This is a genomic window from Thalassospira sp. MBR-102, from assembly GCF_040549275.1.
Taxonomy (GTDB): Bacteria; Pseudomonadota; Alphaproteobacteria; order Rhodospirillales; family Thalassospiraceae; genus Thalassospira; species Thalassospira xiamenensis.
The window spans coordinates 39,594-58,753 of the sequence record NZ_JBEPTC010000017.1; the positions used below are offsets into that span (position 1 = coordinate 39,594).

Annotated in this window: 21 protein-coding genes; 19 read left to right on the plus strand and 2 right to left on the minus strand. The window is 55.5% G+C overall.

All coding sequences use genetic code 11. The features are described 5' to 3' along the window. Positions 1-70 precede the first annotated feature (70 nt). A complete protein-coding gene (locus ABIE64_RS21435; RefSeq protein ID WP_354378563.1) occupies positions 71-514 on the minus strand; it encodes an RrF2 family transcriptional regulator in 444 nt (147 codons plus the stop codon). A gap of 543 nt (positions 515-1,057) precedes the next feature. Between ABIE64_RS21435 and ABIE64_RS21440 the strand changes: the two genes are divergently transcribed. Genes ABIE64_RS21440 through ABIE64_RS21480 form a run of 9 tightly spaced genes read left to right on the plus strand, consistent with a single transcriptional unit; the run spans position 1,058 to position 6,854 of the window. After that, on the plus strand, positions 1,058-1,423 hold the full coding sequence (locus ABIE64_RS21440; RefSeq protein WP_068518710.1) for a hypothetical protein: 366 nt from the start codon (positions 1,058-1,060) through the stop codon (positions 1,421-1,423). Further along, complete coding sequence (locus ABIE64_RS21445) at positions 1,420-1,656, plus strand: helix-turn-helix transcriptional regulator (protein ID WP_068518711.1); 237 nt, start codon at positions 1,420-1,422, stop codon at positions 1,654-1,656. Before ABIE64_RS21440 ends, ABIE64_RS21445 begins: the two co-directional genes overlap by 4 nt. After that, a complete protein-coding gene (locus ABIE64_RS21450; RefSeq protein ID WP_068518712.1) occupies positions 1,643-2,386 on the plus strand; it encodes a P-loop NTPase family protein in 744 nt (247 codons plus the stop codon). Before ABIE64_RS21445 ends, ABIE64_RS21450 begins: the two co-directional genes overlap by 14 nt. Beyond that, entirely contained in the window at positions 2,386-2,826 is a 441-nt protein-coding gene (gene traM, locus ABIE64_RS21455) for a conjugal transfer transcriptional regulator TraM (RefSeq protein ID WP_068518713.1), read from the plus strand. The genes ABIE64_RS21450 and traM overlap by 1 nt, the downstream gene beginning before the upstream one ends. Positions 2,827-2,844: 18 nt before the next feature. After that, positions 2,845-3,159, plus strand: coding sequence for a TrbC/VirB2 family protein (locus ABIE64_RS21460; protein ID WP_068518714.1), 315 nt, complete (start codon positions 2,845-2,847; stop codon positions 3,157-3,159). After that, the gene (locus tag ABIE64_RS21465) at positions 3,156-3,455 is read left to right on the plus strand and encodes a hypothetical protein (RefSeq protein ID WP_068518715.1); all 300 of its coding nucleotides are present in this window, start codon (positions 3,156-3,158) and stop codon (positions 3,453-3,455) included. Before ABIE64_RS21460 ends, ABIE64_RS21465 begins: the two co-directional genes overlap by 4 nt. Next, complete coding sequence (locus ABIE64_RS21470) at positions 3,452-5,842, plus strand: VirB4 family type IV secretion system protein (protein WP_210520839.1); 2,391 nt, start codon at positions 3,452-3,454, stop codon at positions 5,840-5,842. The genes ABIE64_RS21465 and ABIE64_RS21470 overlap by 4 nt, the downstream gene beginning before the upstream one ends. After that, complete coding sequence (locus ABIE64_RS21475) at positions 5,824-6,006, plus strand: hypothetical protein (RefSeq protein ID WP_068518481.1); 183 nt, start codon at positions 5,824-5,826, stop codon at positions 6,004-6,006. Before ABIE64_RS21470 ends, ABIE64_RS21475 begins: the two co-directional genes overlap by 19 nt. Then, positions 6,003-6,854 (plus strand): hypothetical protein, encoded by an 852-nt coding sequence (locus ABIE64_RS21480; RefSeq protein WP_007092547.1) that lies wholly within the window; start codon positions 6,003-6,005, stop codon positions 6,852-6,854. The genes ABIE64_RS21475 and ABIE64_RS21480 overlap by 4 nt, the downstream gene beginning before the upstream one ends. Before the next feature lie 5 nt (positions 6,855-6,859). Here ABIE64_RS21480 and ABIE64_RS21485 read toward each other — a convergent pair whose 3' ends face one another. Continuing rightward, positions 6,860-7,333, minus strand: coding sequence for a hypothetical protein (locus ABIE64_RS21485; RefSeq protein WP_068518351.1), 474 nt, complete (start codon positions 7,331-7,333; stop codon positions 6,860-6,862). On the opposite strand from ABIE64_RS21485, the gene ABIE64_RS21490 reads away from it, so the two are divergent. From ABIE64_RS21490 to ABIE64_RS21535, 10 genes are all read left to right on the plus strand, one after another. Next, positions 7,317-8,438: a hypothetical protein gene (locus tag ABIE64_RS21490; protein ID WP_068518350.1), complete on the plus strand. Its 1,122-nt coding sequence runs from the start codon at positions 7,317-7,319 to the stop codon at positions 8,436-8,438. The two genes, ABIE64_RS21485 and ABIE64_RS21490, sit on opposite strands and share 17 nt — an antisense overlap. Then, complete coding sequence (locus ABIE64_RS21495; RefSeq protein ID WP_007092543.1) at positions 8,435-8,728, plus strand: hypothetical protein; 294 nt, start codon at positions 8,435-8,437, stop codon at positions 8,726-8,728. The genes ABIE64_RS21490 and ABIE64_RS21495 overlap by 4 nt, the downstream gene beginning before the upstream one ends. Positions 8,729-8,939: 211 nt before the next feature. Continuing rightward, on the plus strand, positions 8,940-9,620 hold the full coding sequence (locus ABIE64_RS21500; protein WP_233421773.1) for a VirB8 family type IV secretion system protein: 681 nt from the start codon (positions 8,940-8,942) through the stop codon (positions 9,618-9,620). Then, positions 9,617-10,687: a TrbG/VirB9 family P-type conjugative transfer protein gene (locus ABIE64_RS21505; protein ID WP_007092540.1), complete on the plus strand. Its 1,071-nt coding sequence runs from the start codon at positions 9,617-9,619 to the stop codon at positions 10,685-10,687. The genes ABIE64_RS21500 and ABIE64_RS21505 overlap by 4 nt, the downstream gene beginning before the upstream one ends. Continuing rightward, complete coding sequence (locus tag ABIE64_RS21510) at positions 10,684-11,775, plus strand: TraB/TrbI/VirB10 family type IV secretion system protein (RefSeq protein WP_040059934.1); 1,092 nt, start codon at positions 10,684-10,686, stop codon at positions 11,773-11,775. Before ABIE64_RS21505 ends, ABIE64_RS21510 begins: the two co-directional genes overlap by 4 nt. A gap of 4 nt (positions 11,776-11,779) precedes the next feature. Next, on the plus strand, positions 11,780-13,987 hold the full coding sequence (locus ABIE64_RS21515; RefSeq protein WP_068518349.1) for a hypothetical protein: 2,208 nt from the start codon (positions 11,780-11,782) through the stop codon (positions 13,985-13,987). Further along, the gene (locus ABIE64_RS21520; RefSeq protein WP_068518348.1) at positions 13,984-14,940 is read left to right on the plus strand and encodes an ATPase, T2SS/T4P/T4SS family; all 957 of its coding nucleotides are present in this window, start codon (positions 13,984-13,986) and stop codon (positions 14,938-14,940) included. The genes ABIE64_RS21515 and ABIE64_RS21520 overlap by 4 nt, the downstream gene beginning before the upstream one ends. Beyond that, positions 14,937-16,730: a type IV secretory system conjugative DNA transfer family protein gene (locus ABIE64_RS21525; protein ID WP_068518347.1), complete on the plus strand. Its 1,794-nt coding sequence runs from the start codon at positions 14,937-14,939 to the stop codon at positions 16,728-16,730. The genes ABIE64_RS21520 and ABIE64_RS21525 overlap by 4 nt, the downstream gene beginning before the upstream one ends. Then, a complete protein-coding gene (locus ABIE64_RS21530) occupies positions 16,727-16,978 on the plus strand; it encodes a hypothetical protein (protein ID WP_007092377.1) in 252 nt (83 codons plus the stop codon). The genes ABIE64_RS21525 and ABIE64_RS21530 overlap by 4 nt, the downstream gene beginning before the upstream one ends. Beyond that, positions 16,971-19,127, plus strand: coding sequence for a zincin-like metallopeptidase domain-containing protein (locus ABIE64_RS21535; protein WP_068518346.1), 2,157 nt, complete (start codon positions 16,971-16,973; stop codon positions 19,125-19,127). Before ABIE64_RS21530 ends, ABIE64_RS21535 begins: the two co-directional genes overlap by 8 nt. Positions 19,128-19,160: the final 33 nt, after the last annotated feature.

Consider the following 19,160-nt stretch of genomic DNA (forward strand, 5'->3'; position numbering starts at 1 on the left):
AGTTAATCAACAATAAAATTCGCAAACTGTGGAAATTACGTATTAACAATCACACAGTGTGAATATGAAATCAGGCGACGATGGGTGTTCTCTGACCCGATTGCCCTCCAAGGGCATCTTGCAACGTCGTCCTCTCAAGAATGGCAATCGTTGCCTGATATGATTCCGCAAAAACACGCCGCACGCGACACGTTGCTTCGTCTTTGCAATCTTCGCAGGGTTGATAAGCCATCTTGCTCAGGCACGACAACGGCGCGATAGGCCCTTCGATCAATCTGACAATTCGGCCAATAGAGATCTCTTCCGGATTTTTGATCAACGTATAGCCGCCATGCTTGCCACGCCGACTGTTGATCAATCCATGATGCTTGAGATCAAGCAGAATCTGTTCAAGAAACTTTTTGGGAATCGCTTCCTGCTGCGCAAGCTCGGCGATTTGCATGGCCTCGCCAACACCAATATCAGCCAAAGCAATCATCGCCTTCACAGCGTATTTTGTTTTCTGCGACAGCATCTTCTTACACTATATCTCTACCGAATAAGTAGACATATAACACGTAAGTTCAGGTAAAATCCAGAAACATCTTTGACTGTCCGCTATTTCCATCCCAAAAGGCAGAGAGGCATGAAATTATTTCATGACAGATATCAAAGACACGCCTCGGAGCAAAAAGGATGATCCACCATTCTCGCCGCGATTTAGCGAATTGGGAGCAAAGAAGGCGAGGCTCAAGACACTCATCAAGGTGGGACTACATGCTTCCACGAACTGCATTGACAGATCTTGGTCAAGGAGCTCATGCGTTATCGGTGCCTCGTAGGCACGGTGTAACAATAAAAACACCCCGTTCGACTTTCACCGAGCAGGGTGTTTTGATCTAGAGCATTGTTATATCTCGCACAGGAGCGAATTATAACAGAAGTGGTTGCGGGGGCATACCTGTTTGCCCAATTCTTTTCCCCGAGAAACATCAGATTTTGGTGCACTCGGTAGAGAATTGAGACCATACATTTCCGATCCTTGTCAAGTCGTTAACGGCATGATGGGGGTCCTACAATGCCAGCCGAATGGGGTCAGGCGAAGATCGAAATCCTTGCTTTGCGAGATGAAATTCTCGGCAAGCTTGAGCAAGGCATTCTGGTCAGAACAATCTACGAAGAACTGAGCGCATCGGGACGTATCACAATGTCTCGCAGGTCATTCTATGACCGCGTTAAACGACTGCGTACTGAAGCCTCGAAGTCCACACGCAATACCTCTGCGCAATCCACTGGGCGCACCAGCAAACCAATCCAGAACTACCTCACTGAGAAGTCGAAGCCAGCCACAAGCAATTTGCTCCCAAGCCTCAAGGCCGAAGAGCAAGAAGAGCTTGATCGCTTGTGGGAAGGGTCCTCGGACAACACGGAGGAAACTCCGTGAACTCCTGGAAATCAGATTACCTCACTCTTCACACCCGCCTGCGGCAAGCCCGCGAGAGCAAACACCTCACCCAAGCTGGTGCAGGTGAATGTATCGGCGTGTGCGAACGCACCTATCGAGACTTTGAGGCTGGCAGGACGGATCTGTCAGCAGCCCACATGTTCCGCCTCGCCACTGTGCTGGGCATCAAAATTATTATTTCAGATGGAGTTATCGCCGATGGCGTTGATTAATCTTACCCTTCAGGGCAAGGGCGGGGTCGGCAAGTCGTTTGTCGCAAGCCTTCTCGCGCAGCATTACCTCAAACGCGACACCCCGCTTCATTGCTATGATACCGATCCGGTCAACCAGACCTTTGCCGGATACAAGGCATTCCCCGTCGAAACCATTCGCCTGGGCGAACGTCCTGACGAGATCAACCCGCGCTATTTCGATGCCCTGATCGAACAGATCATGATCGGCCCGGAAGACGGGGTTGTGGTGATCGATAACGGGGCCAGCACCTTCCTGCCGCTGCTTGGCTATATGGTTGAAGCACAGGCCCTGCAAATGCTGGCCGATGCCGGTCATGAAGTCCGGCTTCATACGATCCTGACAGGTGGCCAGGCGCTTAATGATACCATGCAAGGGCTGCATCAGGTCTTGCAGAGCGTTCCCGATATTCCGGTCGTCGTCTGGCTCAATGAATATTTCGGGCGGATCGAACGCAAGAACGCATCTGGCGAAGTCGAGAGCTTCGAGCATTCCGGACTTTACAAGAAAAACAAGAACCGCATTCACGCGCTGGTCCGTTTACCCGAGGTTCGCAAAGAAACCTTTGGCCATGACATTGAACAGATGATGCGTGCCCGCCTGACCTTCGATGAAGCAGGCAGCCACGCAGACTTCCCCTTGATGTCGCGCCAGCGCCTGATGATGACCTGGCGTAGCATTGGGGCCTCCATGGAACAGGCGGTGCTGTAATGGCCAGCGTTCTTGATGAGGCTCCTCCGCCGCCCCTGACCATGGACAGCATCGAAGAGCTGCGCACCCATTTGTGGAAAGTTCATCAGGTCACCGTCGAGGACGGTGACCCGGTGCTCATGATCTACACCATCCACAAGGTCGTGCTCGACGAGCATCGCCGCCTGATCGATCAGCATAACCGCACCCTGTCCGGGATCATCCAGGCACAGGCAGAAACCTTCACCAACGAAGTCACTGCCGCCATCGAGGACTTCAAGAATGAAGCCCTGACTGATGCCGTGCGGGAACGTCTGTCTGCCATGCAGGAAGCCGCCCGCCTTGCTGATATGGCGCAGGACCGCTTTCGCAAGATGGTCAAGCTGATCTCCATCCTCACCGCTCTCAATCTGGTCGCCGTCGTCTTCACGCTGGGCGTCCTCACCGTTTTGACGATTTGACGACAAGGAAAACAGAACATGGATAAACGCAACCTTCTCAAAATCGCTGTCATCGCTGGCCTTGCCACATTGGCCATGACCGAACCCGCTTTTGCGCAAGACACTACAGGTGGCAACTGGTGGGATCCGGTTGTCTCCTTCCTCGAACTTCTGGCCGAAGGCTTTGGCAAGATCTTCGCCATCGCGCTTGGTCTTGGTTTGGTCGTCTATGGTGGTTGGGGAGCCTTCACAGGCAGGCTCGATCCACAACGCGGCATCATGATGGTGATTGGTGGCATCCTGGTCACTGCAGGACCGGCCATTGCTTCGGGTCTTCTGGGGGTTCTCAAATGAAAGCCGCCAGTGCTGTTCTCATTCAGGTCCAGCGCCAGATGACGCTGATCGGTCTACCGATCTCGCTTTTGCTTGTTGCCGGTCTCGTTGGCGTTCTGGGTTTTGTCCTGCCCGTCGTGTTCGATTTTCCTGCCCTGGTTATTCCAGGCGGGATCGTGGGCTTTGTCGGCGCATGGATCTATCTCGTCAAACATCAGCGGATCAATCCGAACTATGACCGCGATCTGCTGGTGACCCCAATGTTTTGGGGCAGCCGTAAGGGTGAGCGCCTCCTGACCACGGGAGGTCGCAAATGATTTGGGCCGATGTAATCACCACTGGTCTTGTGACCGGTATGGCGGGCGGCCTGGTCGTTCCGGCGGGTCGTCGCCTTTTGCTTGGGGATATTGAGCAAGACTGGCTGCAGGAAGAGCTGGAGCTCGACGGGATTGATCCGGTCGATGGTGTCACCGTGCGTGGCAAAGACGGGTCGCTGTCGCGTATCTGGCACCTGCAAGGGACCAGCTATGACGCCCGTATCGAGAGCGAGCAACAAACCTTGTTGCTTGGTCGCCAATCTCTTTTGCAAGAGCTTGGCAAACGGTCCGTCACTGTTCGGTTGTTCTCAGTCAAACGCCAGCGCGAGATTGCCGCTCATGCAAAGTGGCCCAATAGCGTGCTTGATGAGATCGGCACCGCAGAAGCAAGACAATATAAATCAAGCTACTTCATCGACTGGTATCTGATGGCAACGGCTCAGACCATGCAGCCCCTGCTGGATGCCGAAGAGAAAATCCCGGCCATTCTGTCGGAATACCGCCCGGAGTTGCTTGCCCGTTCTAACGACGATCAACCCTGTCTGCTGACCGGGTTTCTCAACGGATTGGTCAGCGGCGATTATCGCCGTGACCTTCCGGCAACCAGTCACAACTTGTCTGCAAACCTTCCCGCATCTGACCTTCATTGCGACAAGGTGACCGGCAACATCACCACACATGTTCCGGCCCGACAATTCCAAAAGGTCATTACCGTCACACTCTGGCCGGAAACAGTCTCCGGCCATCTGATCGGCGAGATCCTCGCCCTGCAGGGCGATATCGAGATTTGCCAGATCTGTGATCCATGGGGCAGTGACCAGGCAATGCTGGTCAATAAACGCCGTATGGCTGGTGAGTCTAATTCATGGTTCGGTAATCCTGCAGCAGCAGCAGAAGTCTCAACGCTTTTAGATCTTCTGGCCGAAGGCAAAACAGCCCTCTTTGCCACGCAGTTTCAGATCATTCCGCGCGCAGAAACCGAGGAAAAACTCACAGCACTGATCCGCGAGATCACAGAGATCCTTGGCAACAAACGGATCGGCTATGCCGTGCAAACCAAGGGGGCACCTGTCTGCTGGTTTAACCGCTTGCCTGTCGTTTCCAAACGCAAGATCAGATTGCCTGGCAGTCAGTTCATGGCCCCGCTGGATCTGCGCGATCAGAACATCGCTGCCCTTTGGGCTTTGCCGCATTCGGCAACCGGCATGTTGGCCAGCCAGTTCGGCCCGGCACCCGTGCGCTGGTTTAAAACGCCAACCGGCCAGTCCTATGCATTCCAGTTTCAGGTGGTCAACAAGCCGTTCTCGCTTGGCAACTTTCTGGTCTTTGCACCCTCCGGGGTCGGTAAATCCACCCTGATCATGCATCTGATGGGTGGCCTTGCCAAGTTTGAGAATGTGCGGTCCTACATCTTTGATTCCAAGGAAGGCACGCGCTTCATGGTCGAAGCCATGGGCGGTCTTTATCAAGCCTATGATGGATTATCGCTCAACCCGTTGGATGTCGGGGAAGACACCCCAAAAAACCGTGAACGTGTTTATGCGATCCTCAAATCGCTGGCCGGGATTGATCTCGAAGACGGCGACATCGATGCGCTTAATCATGCCGTTGATTTGGCGTTTCAGATTGAGCCACCACATCGCACGCTCAATGCGATCTATCCCTTTGCCTTTGCCCGTCGCTCAGCCCTTCGGCGTGCCTTCGCCCAGTGGGTGACTGACGACAAGGGCAATACAGGTCTTCGTAGCCACATCTTCAACGCCCCGCATGACAGCCTCGGCGGCCTTCTGAACCAATCGCACATGGTTGGCATCAACATGAATGAGGCGCTGGCTGATCCGGCTCTAGGCGGGCCGGTGGTTGGTCATATCTCGGAGGCCATCAGTAAATCTGTTGCCGGGCGCAATGGTGGCTTTGTCATCTTCATTGATGAGGCAGCCAAGCTGCTTTCCAACCCCGGCTTCCGAGATCTCGGAGCCGAGATGTATCGCGAGTATCGCAAGCTTGGCGGTGCGGTTGGCATGGCGTTTCAGGATCCGGCAGGCTTGGGCAAAACCGGTGCCGCTGAAGCCATCATCGAAAACACCGCCACAATGATCTTCTTCCCGAACTCCAAGGTCACGGAAGAAAGCCTCAAGCCATTCAATCTCAATGAAGAGCAAAGGTTGTTTGTCCAGGGCCGCACGCGATCACGCAAGAAGAATGATCGACGGGTGCTGATCATCAAGCGCGACGAGGCCAGCGGCTTTGAGGAAAGCGCCATTCTCGATGTCGATCTGACACCGCTTGGCGATGCTGCGCGGTTCTACCGTTCCGGGCCGGATGCCAATAACGATCTGGCCACCATTCAACGCAAATGGGGGGACGCATGGCCAAGCCATCTGTGAGCAACTGCGATCACCCGGACATGATCAAACAATCCCTTTTAATGATGGCTGTAACCAGCCTCGTTGGTGCTGTCGGCCTGATTGCGATGATGTATTGGCCACTTGCTACCAGTGTCGTCCTGATCGTCATGCTTGTCCTTCTTCTGGCAGGAGGTCGATCATGAACAGGCGTCTTCGTTCTGTCGCTCTTGCGTTCGGGATTGTTCTGGCGACGCCGGCCATTGCCTATGCGACCTATCCGGTGATCGATGTGTCTGCCATTGCGAAGTTGGGTGAACAGCTCAGCAAGATGCAAAAGCAGATTGATCAGCTCAAACAGCATACTGAATGGCTGACCAAACTGAGCGCTCAAGCCCAGGGCACGATTGATGCCATCGGGGCCATGGGGCAGATCACCCTGCCAGTGCTAAACATGCAGAAGCTCACCAACCGGATCATGCGCGACATTCAATGTCTGACGCCGGATCTCTCTGGCCTGATGCCGGGCATGAATCTCGATGATCTCGACTTCTTTAGCATCTGCGAGGGTCGCAGCATCTATCGCAAGTCGCTTTGGTTTGATCCGAACGATCCTTCGACCTGGACTTTCCCGGAAGGCAGCGAGTTTGCTGGCAGCAACAATGGCTCAGGTTCCGGCAGCGGTGTCTGGTCCAATCCGGATCACCCGGTCAACAAAGCCAAATGGCAGGCCCAGCAGCAAGCCCGCGCCATGGTCGAAGCCAGACGTGAAGAATTGGCCAAAGATGCCGTTACAACCGGCTTGGCCCAGAGCGATCTGACCGTTCAAAGCGCAGAAGAAATTCAGCAGGCAATCGAAGAGCTCGAAGCTGGCACCAATGGTGCGGCGGATATGAAGCGCCTTCTGATGGCAATTGCCAAATGGATGGCGATGTCAAACCGCCAGCAGGTTCAACAACAGCAACTCATGGCGCAGCTGGTCAAGATCCAGTCGACCATGTTGCTGCAATACCTGCCGCCCCAGCAGCGCGAAGATGCGGAGGCGGCAGAATGATCGGCTTAGTTTCCTGCCAAAAACGTGTTGTCGCGTTTCACATCATTCTTGGTACGCCAATCGGGAAGATCGCGGCACGAATGCGTGAAGACGTTTCGCTGCTCCATCGTCCAACAAGATCCGGCCTGTTTCCATTCGTTCCAGGCAAATGCTTTGTCCTTGTTAGTGACAGCTCGGTAGACGTGCTTCCAAACCTCATACACCCGATGGAGATCATATCCGCGCTGTATGAGATCGCCTTCCGGATGCTTCGCCAGCCTCCGCAGAACTTCCTCTCGCGATCCAACGACAAGTTCTTTGTTCGCTTCATACACCGGCATGACGCGGTCCCACTCGGAGACAGCATCTGCACGAGTGTAGTTCGTCCAAAGAGACACCGCGTAATCCCAATCCAAGTAGTCGGACTTCTGGGAATAAATCTGCGCGTTAGCGGCTCCCCCAAAAACCAAAAGGAATACGGCGATGAATGACGACGACATCACCTGCCTGACGTGTGATGTGGTGACGGAATATGTCGATTTGGCAAACAGTTTCACCCAGAACCTGAGCACTGTGCTCCTCGAACCCATGTGGTTCATCTATCTCTCCGTCGTTGGTCTATGGATCGTCATTCATGGCGGCAAGATGATCATGGGAAAGGGCGATCTAATTGGATTCGCTCATGAATTCGCGTTCATCATTATAGCTGGTCTGCTGCTCGGCGGGCAAGGGCCCACTCTCGTAAATTCCATCTATCAGATGGCTTTATCAACGATGGGTAGTGCTGCTGGCGTCGTTCTGTCTGCCGGTATGGAAGGTGGCATTACAGCCGCGACGATACCGAGTGAAGCCACGTCTCTTGGTGGCATGGCTCAGTTGGTCTATGTCGCCGAACAAGGCTTGATGAGCGTACTTCGCATCGCCTTTGAGATATGGGCATCGATCTCGCTCGGCAATCTGATGGCCGGGGTCTACGGCGTCCTGCTTGCCCTGCCCTACATCATCCTGATCATTGTTTATTTCAGCCAGGTTGTTGTCAGCATCTTCCGCGTGATGATGTTCTCGGCCCTCTCTCCAATCCTGATGCTTGCCGTCGGGTTTGGTTGGGGACGCGGCATGGCAATCACCGGGGTTCGAACTGTCTTTGCCGCTTTTATGGTGCTGTTCGGCTCAACGCTTGCACTCGCACTGTGTCTCTATGGTGCAGCATCGCTTGATATCCAGAATACCGAGAATGTTCGCGAGATCACATCAATCGACAATCCGGGCCTATGGGTTGCGATTGTTCTTGGCTGGATGGGTACAGCCTTTATGGCCGAGGCAACCGGCATGGCCAACTCGATTGCCGGATCCCAACTCACCAATCAGGCCGCAGCCGTCATTACCGCTGGCATGACCGCAACCGGTCTTTCCCTTGTCAATGCTGCCAAGAAATACGCACCGGGTGGAGCCTCAGCCGCACTTGATGCTGCTCTGCTGGGTGCGGGAGCCGCCCGCAATCCGGTTGGAGCGGCAGGGGCTGCCAAAGATAGTCTCGTTGCCGCCAAGAATGCCGTCATGGAACGCCTCAAGACACCGACCTTTGATCGGGGAGGCAAGCCATGAACCGGCTCAAGAAATTCCTGCGTGATGTCACTCTGACCTTCGTAATTTTTCCGCTCGTTGCGCTCTGGCTAATGGTTCTGACCGGCATGTTTTCGCCCGAAAGCCTGATCGTCTTCGTCATGGCACTTCGCGAAGTTGATGCCGCCCAGCTCGCCGGGCTGATGCGCAGTGCCGTTCATATCTGGATCGCGCTTTCATTCGTCCTTGCCCTTGCCCGACTTGCATTCGGGCTTGGTGCCTCTTCCCCCAAAACCGCTACCAATCAGAAAGGATCGCAGCCATGCGCCTGATCCCCAAACATTTCGTCCCAATTCTTTGCCTCGTCGTTTTCCTCTCCGGCTGTGTCTCCGTTTCAAAGGACCGCGAGATCCCCAAAGACGGAACCGGAACCGATGAAATGAAACTCAGCCCGTGCGTCTGCAATCCGGTTGAGTTCAATGGCGAGGGCTTCTCATGGCTTGGCTAGGGCGTATCGGCAAACGCGATAACGGGCGCAAGTCGATGATCAAAACCACCTCAACGCACAAAGCCACAGTTGCTGCAGATCCGTTCAGCTTTCAGGCCAGCCATCGCAGGCTCGCCTGGATGCTGCGCCTGTCTGCCGGAACCAACATTGTGCTTGGTGCAGGTGTGGTCGTTCTGGTGCAAACCGTTGCGCATCTCGTACCGCTCAAGGAAACCGAGATTGCCCTGGTCCGGACCTATGGCCCCGATGATCGCACCTACGTTGTCGAACCTGTCAGCAAGAAGGTCGAAGGCTTTGAAGTCTTTCTTGAAGCCCAGGCCAAACGTTTTGTTCTCATCACCAACGAGATTGATCCGGTCACACAGCAAGAACGCCAGCGCGAAGCATCAAGACTTTCTGATGCCAGCTTCTGGGAACGCTTCAAACGCGAGCGGATCGATAGCGGCCTGATCACCGAAGCTCTTGAAAAAGGCATCGAGCGCGAAGTGCGGATCGTCTCCATCGATCCCATCGCCACCTTGTCGTCAGACCATAAATACGCGGTCGATTTCATCCAGATCGACCACCGTCGCGGCAAAGAGATCTCGCGCAAAAACTTGCGCGCCTACCTGACGCTGGCCACCCGTCCGCAAAACGTCTCCGAAGCTGACAAATACACCAATCCTTTTGGCGTCACCGTGCTCGACATGGTGCTTAGAGAAAGAGGCGCGTCATGAAACGCCTGACCAATCTTGTTTTCCATCTCGTCTTTGGCAGCCTCATTCTGGCGGTCCTCATTCTTGGCTATAAGCAGGCCAATGCGCAGACCGCCGCACGCCCACCTATGCCGGGGCAATCGCAACAACCGTTTTCTGGTGCGCAAATCACCCCGCAACAATCCGCACCAACCATGCCGGTGCCCGAGAGCGTGGTCGATCAGGCCCGCGATCAGAATGAGGGCTACTTCAACGCAATGAGCCGTCCGCGTACCAGCGGCCAGGTTCAGGATGTCTGGGATGATGCAGACCCGAGTGACGCGGTTTATGCGACCGATCTGTGTAATGATTGCACTTACAAGATCCGCACCCGCGAGTTCATGGTCACTGTGCTTGAACTGCCGCGCGGTGAGATCATCGAAGCTGTCGATCTGGGGGATGATGGCGGGTTTTCTGTCAAACCACGCGGTGAACGTCGTTTGGCGGTGCGCCCCAGCGGATACGGTTATGACACCTCACTTGTCGTCTATGGCAAATCAGGTGCTGTTTATCCGTTTTATCTAAGGGCCGAGAGCTTCAACTCGGTCAATGTGCCCGATCTGATCGTGCGGATTGAAGGATCCGTTCAAATCGAAAGCGATCCGGCGGTTGCTGGCTTTGACGACAACGGTAAAGCCAGCCTTCCGGCGATGTCTGTTCCAGGGCTTGGCAACAAGTTTGCCGCTATCGATACTGCGATTGCCGGACTGAGTGACTCCAATCCGGGCACGCCTGAAGGCGACTTTGTCGCGCAATCCCCGTTTGACCCGAACGCCCTGCATGGGTGGGGTGAGTATGATCTCTGGGGCGATGAAACACTGCGCCCGGAGACAGTATTTCGGGATGACCACTTCACCTATATCCGCTTTGGCAAGCGCTGGAAGGATATCGAACTGCCGACTGCCTATGTGGTGGTCGATGGCATAGATGAGCTGGTCAATACCCGTGTGCAGGGTGAGACCTACATCATCGAAAGCACCCGTCCGCTGATCACGCTCAAAAGCGGCAAGAGCTTCCTCTGTATTGAATATACCGGGGAAGGCGCATGAGTGCATTTTGTGATGTTGCACTGGTGCTGGGCCTGACCTTTGGGGGTGTATGTGCCGAACCGGTCGTCAATGAACCGCCAACCCTTCCAGCTGATGATCCATCAGTCTGGGCCCTTCCAGCCCCGCCACCACCAGCACCAGCTGCCCCTGCCCCAACTATGCCGCCGATCATCATCAAGGAAGCCAAACCGGAACCAGAGCCAGCCCCGGCTCCCGAGCCTCTGCCGCAACCTGAACCTGTTCCTGAACCGCCCGCGCCGGATCCCTATCGCATGGCATTGGAGGCTGCCTGGCAACATCGCGTTTCCTTGTCGTCAGACTGGGGTTCTCCAGCCTGGCAGTCTGCTGACATGGCCGAGGCTTCGGGCCATGCTGTCCTGCCTGGTATGGCAACCCCTTCTGCACTTGATCCGCTCGATCTGCCGGTCAGTGATAACGAGAAAGCCGATTATGAAGGTCCGCGCCGGACGTCCACGCTTCCGGTCGATAACAGCCGGATCATTACGGCGGACCGCTATATCACCGTGATCCTTGAAACCGGGATTAACAGTCAGGTTGGCAGTGATGCAACTGGAACCGTCATCGTCCAGTCGGCGCGTGATGTTTATGGCTATCACGGGCGCAATGTTCTGATCCCCAAAGGGTCCCGACTGATCTGCAATTATGATCCACCCAAGGACATGGGCAGCTCGCGCCTGTCGATTGCCTGTGAACGGATCCTGATTGCCGGACACCGTGCCGAAATCCGCCAGCTCGCCTCCCCCATCGGAGACATTCAAGGCCGCCAAGGGGCTGCTGGCGAAGTGGACCGCCGTTTCTGGGAACGCTATGGCACCGCCTTCATGCTGACCGGCATTTCGACGGCTGTGCGCTATGCCGCGGCCTCAACAAAATCCGAAGAAAGCGACGGCGAAGTCGCAACTGCGGCGGCTGAAAAAGCAGCCGAAGAACTCTCGACCCGCTTTGGCGAGATCAGCGCCAGCGTCCTTGAAGAGACGCTTTCACTGCAACCCATCATCACCATCCCGCAAGGCACCCGCCTTCAGATCCGTCCGGCAACGGACTGGTACATTGCAAATGTGGAGTAGAAGCATGAACAAACGAACGCTTTGGTGTTTGCTCCTGTCATCCTGTCTGGTTTCCCCAGCACTGGCTCAGTTGGCACAGCAAGAAACAACATCCTCTCAGGCCGAGCCCGGCATCGAGGAAATGGTGCGCAAGGTCAATATCGTCACCCGCACCAAAACCCGCACCGCCGTCTCGGAAAACGAACCGATGGCGATTGATCTCGGTCTGGTCGATGTGCCCGGTGCGCCGCCCAAACTGACCGAGGGCGTAACGGCCAAGGCATATGCCCGCTATGTCAATTACGAAGACAGCCTTATCGCGCAACTGGTTCTGACCGGTGTTGAAAAAGACGGCAAATCGGAACCACTCGATTCAAACGATTTTGTCGCCCAGTTCAATATGGACAGCCCCGAGCTTGATCCGGCGTCTACTGTCACCATCGAGGGTGATCAGGAAACGCTGCTTGCCGCTCTGCAGCGCTTGAATGATGTCGAGGAAGAGGACGACAAGGAAGAAAAGGAAACCGAAAGCGCTGAAGCTGATACCGGTGCCTCAAACACTGTCGGATCGAATGCTTCCAAGAATGCCGATGCTGCCGGTTATTCGACACCATCAGCCCTTGATGTGGACGAAGATACCAGCACACCGACGGTGCGTGTCACGACCGAAGGCTGCAACATCCGGGTGGATCTGGCACAGCTTGTTGCTGTCCAGCAAAGCCGGGTTGAAACCACCGAAGACGGCAATGTAAGCGCAGGGGCCTGCGAAGATGGTGCAGATCGCTATCCGCTGGACCGCAGCTATTCAGTTTGCGGCGATACCATCGACATGGAAACACGTCAGGCAACCGCACAGTATCTGCTTTTTTACACCGATGGCGGCGGCAACCGTCAGGAAGTCACGGATTGCCTGAAGGATGAAGACAACGTCTTTGACATCACAGAGAAGACCTCGGCCTGCTCGGTCTATCTTGATTATAACGAGATGATGGCTGTCCCACAGGCATCCCTTGTCTATGTCAATGCGAGCAACAATGAAGTCCAGGTCAGAAGCTGCGAACCGTCCGAAGAAATTGCGGCGGTTCCACTTGTCTCGGTAGCCGATGGCTGCTCAATCCGGCATGATTTTGCCGCTGGTCGATCCTATCAAACCGGTCGCCATATTTATGAGCTGAACGGCACCACCTGGCAGGCCGATGCCTGTTCGGATAATGGCACCGAATACCCCCACGAAACGGTTTACAAGAACCCTGCCGGTCAGGAAGTCTGCGCACCGATCATTAATCAGGCGGCAGGAACAGTCACCCGCCAAAGCCGCAAACAGATCGTGGTCAACGGGGTTGAGCAATTCATCACCGAATGCAAACCCGACAGCACCAATATTGCCATCCAATCGACGATTGATGGCTGTGACAATCCTTCACTCTGGAACCATGATCTGGCGGCTGGCACCAGTTATGGTCGCGAGCGGTTTTACTACCTGCTAGATAGCATTCCGAAATATGTCACCGAATGTCAGGATAGCGAGGTTGCCTACCCGCATCATGTCGAGACCACCGGCTGGCAAAACCATGATGACCAGTTGTTCGCCTATCGCCTGACTACGGTCTATATCGAAAGCACCCCAAGGGGACGCTTCAACATCAAGACCAGCGAAGTTCTGCCGGGCGAACCGCAGACTGTCTATGTCTATTCAGGCGAAGCGCCTGCAACAAACGGCGAGCATTTTTATGAAGGCTGCACCCGGTTTGATGCTCGGGACTTGGTGCAATCCTATGACCGCCCGGACGGCTCGGTGCACAAAGTCGTCATTGGTGAAGCCGACCCGCTCAGTCTTGGGAACAAATGCTACAATGAATTTACGTGGGCTGCTGTAACGCATGGACGGTTTGAAAACCCGGTTTCTTCGAACAAATCCAGCGGTCCATGTGGTGTGTTTGAAAACTATGCGCACGTTTATGACGCTGCTTATCACTGCACCAGTACAAGCTCAGTCGGAACACGCAAGACCATTCGTGAAGATGGTGAGGTTATCGGCACGGCCTCTAACACCTGCACGACGTACAATGCCTATTCCCCGGTCAAAGCCAAATATTACACTGGCGGATCAGATGCCGACGGAAGTTTCCAAGGCTATGTCCGCGTCGGATTTCCCTCTTCTGGCTGGTCTTACCCTTCTCACACAAATGGCGTGAAATCCGCCTGCCTTGGGAATTGGGGGTGGCTGCAATGAACGCCCTTTCCCCCAATCCGCTGTTTGAAAAGATCCTTGGGCCTCTGGCCACCTATTACGGCGATCTCTCAACCGTCGAAATCCGCATGAACCGCCCTCACCGCGTCGTGACTGAACGGCGCGGGGAAGGCAAGCGCGAGATCGAAGACCCTGCTCTTACACTGGCCGCCATAGAGCGGATCGCCATCAGCCTCGCCAACCAGCGTGGTCTCAAGTTCAATCCCGATGACAATCCAAAACTCTCCTGCGTTTTGCCGGGCAATCATCGTTGCGAGATCCTCGTCGGTGCATCGGTGCGATCACACCTCAGCCTCGCGATCCGCTGCAAACATCCTTTCACCCCGACCTGGGAACAGGCCGGGGTGACACCGGCCATCCGCGATTATCTGATCGAGAAGGTCGCGGGTGATGCCAACATGATCATCAGCGGGGCAACCAATACCGGCAAAACCACCCTGCTCAACATGTTGCTCGCCACCATCGATCCGGCCCGGCGTGTGCTGGCCATCGAGGATACGCCAGAGCTGCATATCGAACAGTTCTGGGATGGCAATGGCCTGATTGCCGCGCGTGAGGCCGGAACGGGCAGCGGTATGGTTGGCTGGCGCGAGATCTATGATCACCTGATGCGCATCACGCCCGACCACATTCTGTTTGGCGAGATCAGCACCCAGAACGCCTTTGCTGCACTGGCTGCGCTCAATTCCGGGGTCACAGGCTTTATGTGCACCATCCATGCCGAAAGCCCCTGGCAGGCCATTCACCGCAAGTTTGATCAAAACATCGCCTGGGCCGGTGAAACCATGCCGCGTGTGCCGGAGTTTCTGGCCGAGCTGGTCGATGTCGTCGTTCAGATCAAACGCAATACCGATGGCTGGCGACGCATCACCGAGATCTGGGAACCGAGAAATGATCGTTACGTCCTTCAAGACGGCAAGGAGGTGTTGTCATGACAGCTTTTTACCGTCTGACACTTCCGGTCATCCTGATTGCAATGATCGCCGCCATTCTCTGGCAATGGCAACTCGCCGTCGGGTTTGACGCGCTTGATCTGCGCTGGTGGCAATGGTCGCTTGAGGCCGCCACCCATTCGGCGGGCCTTCCCGATGAAATGCTGTATCCGGCCCTTTGGATTGGCATCACCGGATTGCTTTCCATGTTTGGTGTTCTGGCACTTGCCACACGGGCCAATAACAGCACGCTTAAAGGCAACCGCAAGGGCGATGAACTGCATGGTTCCGCCCGCTGGGCAAAGCTCAAGGACCTCAAGAAAGCACGACTGTTTCGCAAAGACGGCGTGGTTGTTGGCGGTTGGCCATCATGGTTTGGCCGGATCCGCGAATTGCGCCATGACGGGCCGGAGCATGTTCTGGTCTGGGCACCAACCCGCACGGGCAAAGGCGTGAGCCTGATCCTGCCCACCCTGCTCAGTTGGCGCGAAAGCATTCTTTGTCTTGATATCAAGGGCGAGAACTTTGCCAAGACCGGCGGCTGGCTTGCCAGCATCGGGCACAAGGTCTTGCGCTTTGAGCCCTCCGCCAGCACTGGCTCGGCCCGCTTCAACCCGCTGGCCGAAGTGCGCATTGATACCGAACAGGACATCGCCGACTGCCAGAACATCGCAGCCATGATCATCGATCCCGATGGCCAGGGCATGAAGGATTACTGGCGACAGGAAGGTTATGGCTGGCTTTCGGTCGTGTTGCTTCATGTCATCTATCGGGTGCGGCGTGATGAACACCGTACGGCCTGTTTTGATGATGTGAATACCTTTCTCTCGGGCATTACCGGCGACGGCGACGCGGAAGAAAGCGACGATAATTTCGAGCATATTCTTGCCGAAATGGCGTCCTTTGATCATGGCAAATCCCATGTGAACAAGGAAGTTCGGCGCGGGGCCAACAGTATGATGATCAAGGCCCCGCAGGAACGCTCTGGCGTGCATTCAACCGCCAAAACGCAGCTGACCGTCTTTGCCGATCCGATCATCGCACGCAATACCGCGACCAGTGACTTCCGCCTGCATGATCTGATGAATGGCGATGCGCCAATGGCATTGTTCCTTGTCGTTTCACCTGCAGACAAGGATCGCTTGCGGCCCCTGCTGCGCATCATCCTCAATCTCTTTATGCGTCGTCTGACGGAACGCATGGCGTTTGGGGCTGGCCAGACGCTCGCCGGATACAAGCACCGTCTGCTTTTGATGCTCGATGAGTTCACCTCCATCGGCAAGCTGGAGATCTTCGAGGAATCGCTCGCCTTCATGGCAGGCTATGGCCTCAAGGCGATGATCATCGTCCAGAACACCGAACAGCTCTTCAAGCATTACGGTCGTGATGAATCGATCATGGCCAACTGCAAGATCCGGGTCGCCTTCACGCCAAACAAACTCGAAACCGCCAAGCTGCTCTCGGACATGACCGGTAAGGCAACCATCGTTCAGAAACGCAGGTCACGCTCTGGACGAATGGGCGACCTCGGGTCTGTCTCGGACAATCTGGCCGAAACCTCCCGCCCGCTTCTCACCCCTGATGAATGCATGCGCCTGCAGATCATTGATACCGAGGGCCGCAAACCAGTCCCCGGCGATGCGCTGATCTTTGTCGCCGGTCTGCCGCCCATCCTTGGCCGTCAAAAGCTCTATTTCCTGGATCGCGAACTGTCTCGTCGTTCGAAAATGACGCCACCCCAAATGGCGTTCTCTTCCACGCCCTCTGCATCTCACAAAGGAACCAAATCATGAAGTCACCCAACACATCTAACAACACTAACACCCCCACTTCTGCCGGTCTTGATGACCAGGACTATCTCACCTTGGCCTCCTCGATGATCAACAGTGAAAGCCAGGTTGGCCCTGTGCCGGTCGATCCGGACATTGCCGAAGCCATGGGCGCATTCTCCGAAGACGCCCTGTCTGCCGATGACGCGTTCGACAGTCATTTTGACGGTATCGACCCGACTTCTGATGCGGAGGGTTCGAACCATGGCTGATAAGAAAAGCTATCGTGATCAGGTGGTCGAAGAACTGCTTGGCCATATCGAAGCAGGCACCGCGCCCTGGCAAAAGCCATGGGAACCGGGGAAAGTCCGCATGGCCCCGTTCAATCCGGTTTCCGGCAAAGACTATCGCGGCATCAATGCCCTTTGGCTTGAAATGCGCGGGCGCTCCGATCCGCGCTGGATGACCTACCGCCAAGCAACAGCTCAGGACGCGCAAGTCCGTAAGGGCGAAAAAGGCACCATGATCGAATATTGGAAATGGTCCGAGCGCGAGAAGGTGCTCGATGACACTGGCAAACCGGTTCTTGACGAAAAGGGTGTTGCGAAAACCCGCGATGTGCGGTTGGACCGGCCACGGGTGTTTCATGCTGTGGTCTTTAATGCCGAACAGATCGATGGCCTTGCACCCTATATCGCACCAGAGCCGACCTTCAGCCCGGTTGAACGGGCCGAGCAGATCCTCAAGCAAGGCAATGTGCCGATCTTCCATGATCAGAATGACCGGGCGTTTTATCGGTCATCAACAGATCAGATCCACATGCCTCATCAGGCCGCCTTCAAAGGCCAATACGAATATTACGCCACCGCCCTACATGAACTTGGCCATGCCACCGGCCATCAATCACGCATGGCCCGCGCGTTCGGGCCGTTTGGCTCGGAAGTTTACGCCAAGGAAGAACTGCGGGCCGAGATCGCAAGCTACATGCTGACCACCGAGCTTGGCCTTGGCCACTATCCGGAACGCCACGCCGCCTATGTCGGTTCATGGATGAAAGCCATCAAGGAAGACCGCAATGCGCTGTTCACTGCGGCGCGCGATGCAGAAAACATCCGCACCTGGATCATGGAGCCGGATCTGCGCCAAAGCTTGATCCCGGAGAAAGCCAAAGAACAAGCCAAAACCATCGCCCAAAACCCGGCTGTTGAACAACAGAAGGAAAATGCCATGAGTGATGAGATGTCACAGGCTCCCAACCAGGACACCAACATCGAGCGCAAACGCATCTATCTCAATGTGCCGTTTAGTGAGAAGGATGAAGCCAAGGCGCTGGGCGCAAAATGGGATCGCCGGGCCAAGGCTTGGTATGCACGAGATAATATGGAGCTTGCGCCCTTCAAACGCTGGCAGAAAACCAAAGCCCAAACCCCTGAGCCTAGGATCAGTCCGGAGCAGGAATTTGCGGAGGCGCTGAAGGAAAACGGCTTGATCCTCGATGGGCCACCGACCATGGACGGTAAATGGCACCGGGTAGCGGTCGAAGGAGATCGCAAAGGCCAGAAAAGTGGCTCCTATCGCGGGTTCCTCGAAGGGCTTCCGGCAGGCAACATCACCAATTACAAATCCGGGCAGGATCCGGTCAAGTGGGTGGCGACCGGAACCAAGATCGATCCCAAAGAATTGGAACAGTCCAGAGCCGAAGCTGCAGCCCGCAAGGCAGCCCAGGAACAGGAACTCCGCGTGCAATATCGCGCCGTGGCCAAACGCGCTTACGGGATTTTCCAGAACGCCGAACCGGCTCCGGCCAATCATGCTTACCTGCAAAACAAACAGGTGCCTGCAGGAGACCTGCGCATTGATCAATCGGGCAATCTTCTGATGCCGATGGCCAATGAGAAAGGCTTTATCGAGAACATCCAGACCATCCATCCCGATGGCACCAAGATGTATCTCAAGGACGGCAAAAAACGCGGCCTGATGCATATGATCGAGGGCGATCCCAAAGGCCCGATGATCGTCACCGAAGGTTACTCCACCGGCCAAAGTCTGCATATGGCCAGTGGGCTGACCGTCGTGGTTGCGCTTGATTCCGGCAATCTCGCACCTGTGGCCGAAGCCCTTCACAAAAGGCACCCGGACCGGTCCCTGGTGATTGCGGCCGATGATGATCATGCCAATCAGATCAATGCCGGGATCAAGGGAGCCGAACGGGCATCTGCACTGACCGGTGCGAAGATCCTGCGTCCGGATCTGAGTGACGAAGAAAAGGCTAAGGGCCTGACCGATTTTAACGACATCCATCGGGAACGTGGTCTTGAGGCGTTGAAACGCCTTGTCACCGAACAGCTCGGCCTGACCAAACCGAAAGCCAAATCCAGAACACAGGGACGCGAGCAGCAGACTGCCAGCTTGGCGGTCTGATCCCCGAATGCCGGTGGCGCTATGTACGCCACC

Bases quoted from the DNA above. Each gene is read 5' to 3' on its own strand.
- ABIE64_RS21485 (WP_068518351.1), bottom strand. From the start codon at position 7,333: ATGTCGTCGTCATTCATCGCCGTATTCCTTTTGGTTTTTGGGGGAGCC.
- ABIE64_RS21505 (WP_007092540.1), top strand. From the start codon at position 9,617: ATGAAACGCCTGACCAATCTTGTTTTCCATCTCGTCTTTGGCAGCCTC.
- ABIE64_RS21450 (WP_068518712.1), top strand. From the start codon at position 1,643: ATGGCGTTGATTAATCTTACCCTTCAGGGCAAGGGCGGGGTCGGCAAG.
- ABIE64_RS21495 (WP_007092543.1), top strand. From the start codon at position 8,435: ATGAACCGGCTCAAGAAATTCCTGCGTGATGTCACTCTGACCTTCGTA.
- ABIE64_RS21465 (WP_068518715.1), top strand. From the start codon at position 3,156: ATGAAAGCCGCCAGTGCTGTTCTCATTCAGGTCCAGCGCCAGATGACG.
- ABIE64_RS21510 (WP_040059934.1), top strand. From the start codon at position 10,684: ATGAGTGCATTTTGTGATGTTGCACTGGTGCTGGGCCTGACCTTTGGG.
- traM (WP_068518713.1), top strand. From the start codon at position 2,386: ATGGCCAGCGTTCTTGATGAGGCTCCTCCGCCGCCCCTGACCATGGAC.
- ABIE64_RS21500 (WP_233421773.1), top strand. From the start codon at position 8,940: ATGATCAAAACCACCTCAACGCACAAAGCCACAGTTGCTGCAGATCCG.
- ABIE64_RS21520 (WP_068518348.1), top strand. From the start codon at position 13,984: ATGAACGCCCTTTCCCCCAATCCGCTGTTTGAAAAGATCCTTGGGCCT.
- ABIE64_RS21525 (WP_068518347.1), top strand. From the start codon at position 14,937: ATGACAGCTTTTTACCGTCTGACACTTCCGGTCATCCTGATTGCAATG.
- ABIE64_RS21535 (WP_068518346.1), top strand. From the start codon at position 16,971: ATGGCTGATAAGAAAAGCTATCGTGATCAGGTGGTCGAAGAACTGCTT.
- ABIE64_RS21515 (WP_068518349.1), top strand. From the start codon at position 11,780: ATGAACAAACGAACGCTTTGGTGTTTGCTCCTGTCATCCTGTCTGGTT.
- ABIE64_RS21475 (WP_068518481.1), top strand. From the start codon at position 5,824: ATGGCCAAGCCATCTGTGAGCAACTGCGATCACCCGGACATGATCAAA.
- ABIE64_RS21435 (WP_354378563.1), bottom strand. From the start codon at position 514: ATGCTGTCGCAGAAAACAAAATACGCTGTGAAGGCGATGATTGCTTTG.
- ABIE64_RS21470 (WP_210520839.1), top strand. From the start codon at position 3,452: ATGATTTGGGCCGATGTAATCACCACTGGTCTTGTGACCGGTATGGCG.
- ABIE64_RS21440 (WP_068518710.1), top strand. From the start codon at position 1,058: ATGCCAGCCGAATGGGGTCAGGCGAAGATCGAAATCCTTGCTTTGCGA.
- ABIE64_RS21460 (WP_068518714.1), top strand. From the start codon at position 2,845: ATGGATAAACGCAACCTTCTCAAAATCGCTGTCATCGCTGGCCTTGCC.
- ABIE64_RS21490 (WP_068518350.1), top strand. From the start codon at position 7,317: ATGAATGACGACGACATCACCTGCCTGACGTGTGATGTGGTGACGGAA.
- ABIE64_RS21480 (WP_007092547.1), top strand. From the start codon at position 6,003: ATGAACAGGCGTCTTCGTTCTGTCGCTCTTGCGTTCGGGATTGTTCTG.
- ABIE64_RS21530 (WP_007092377.1), top strand. From the start codon at position 16,727: ATGAAGTCACCCAACACATCTAACAACACTAACACCCCCACTTCTGCC.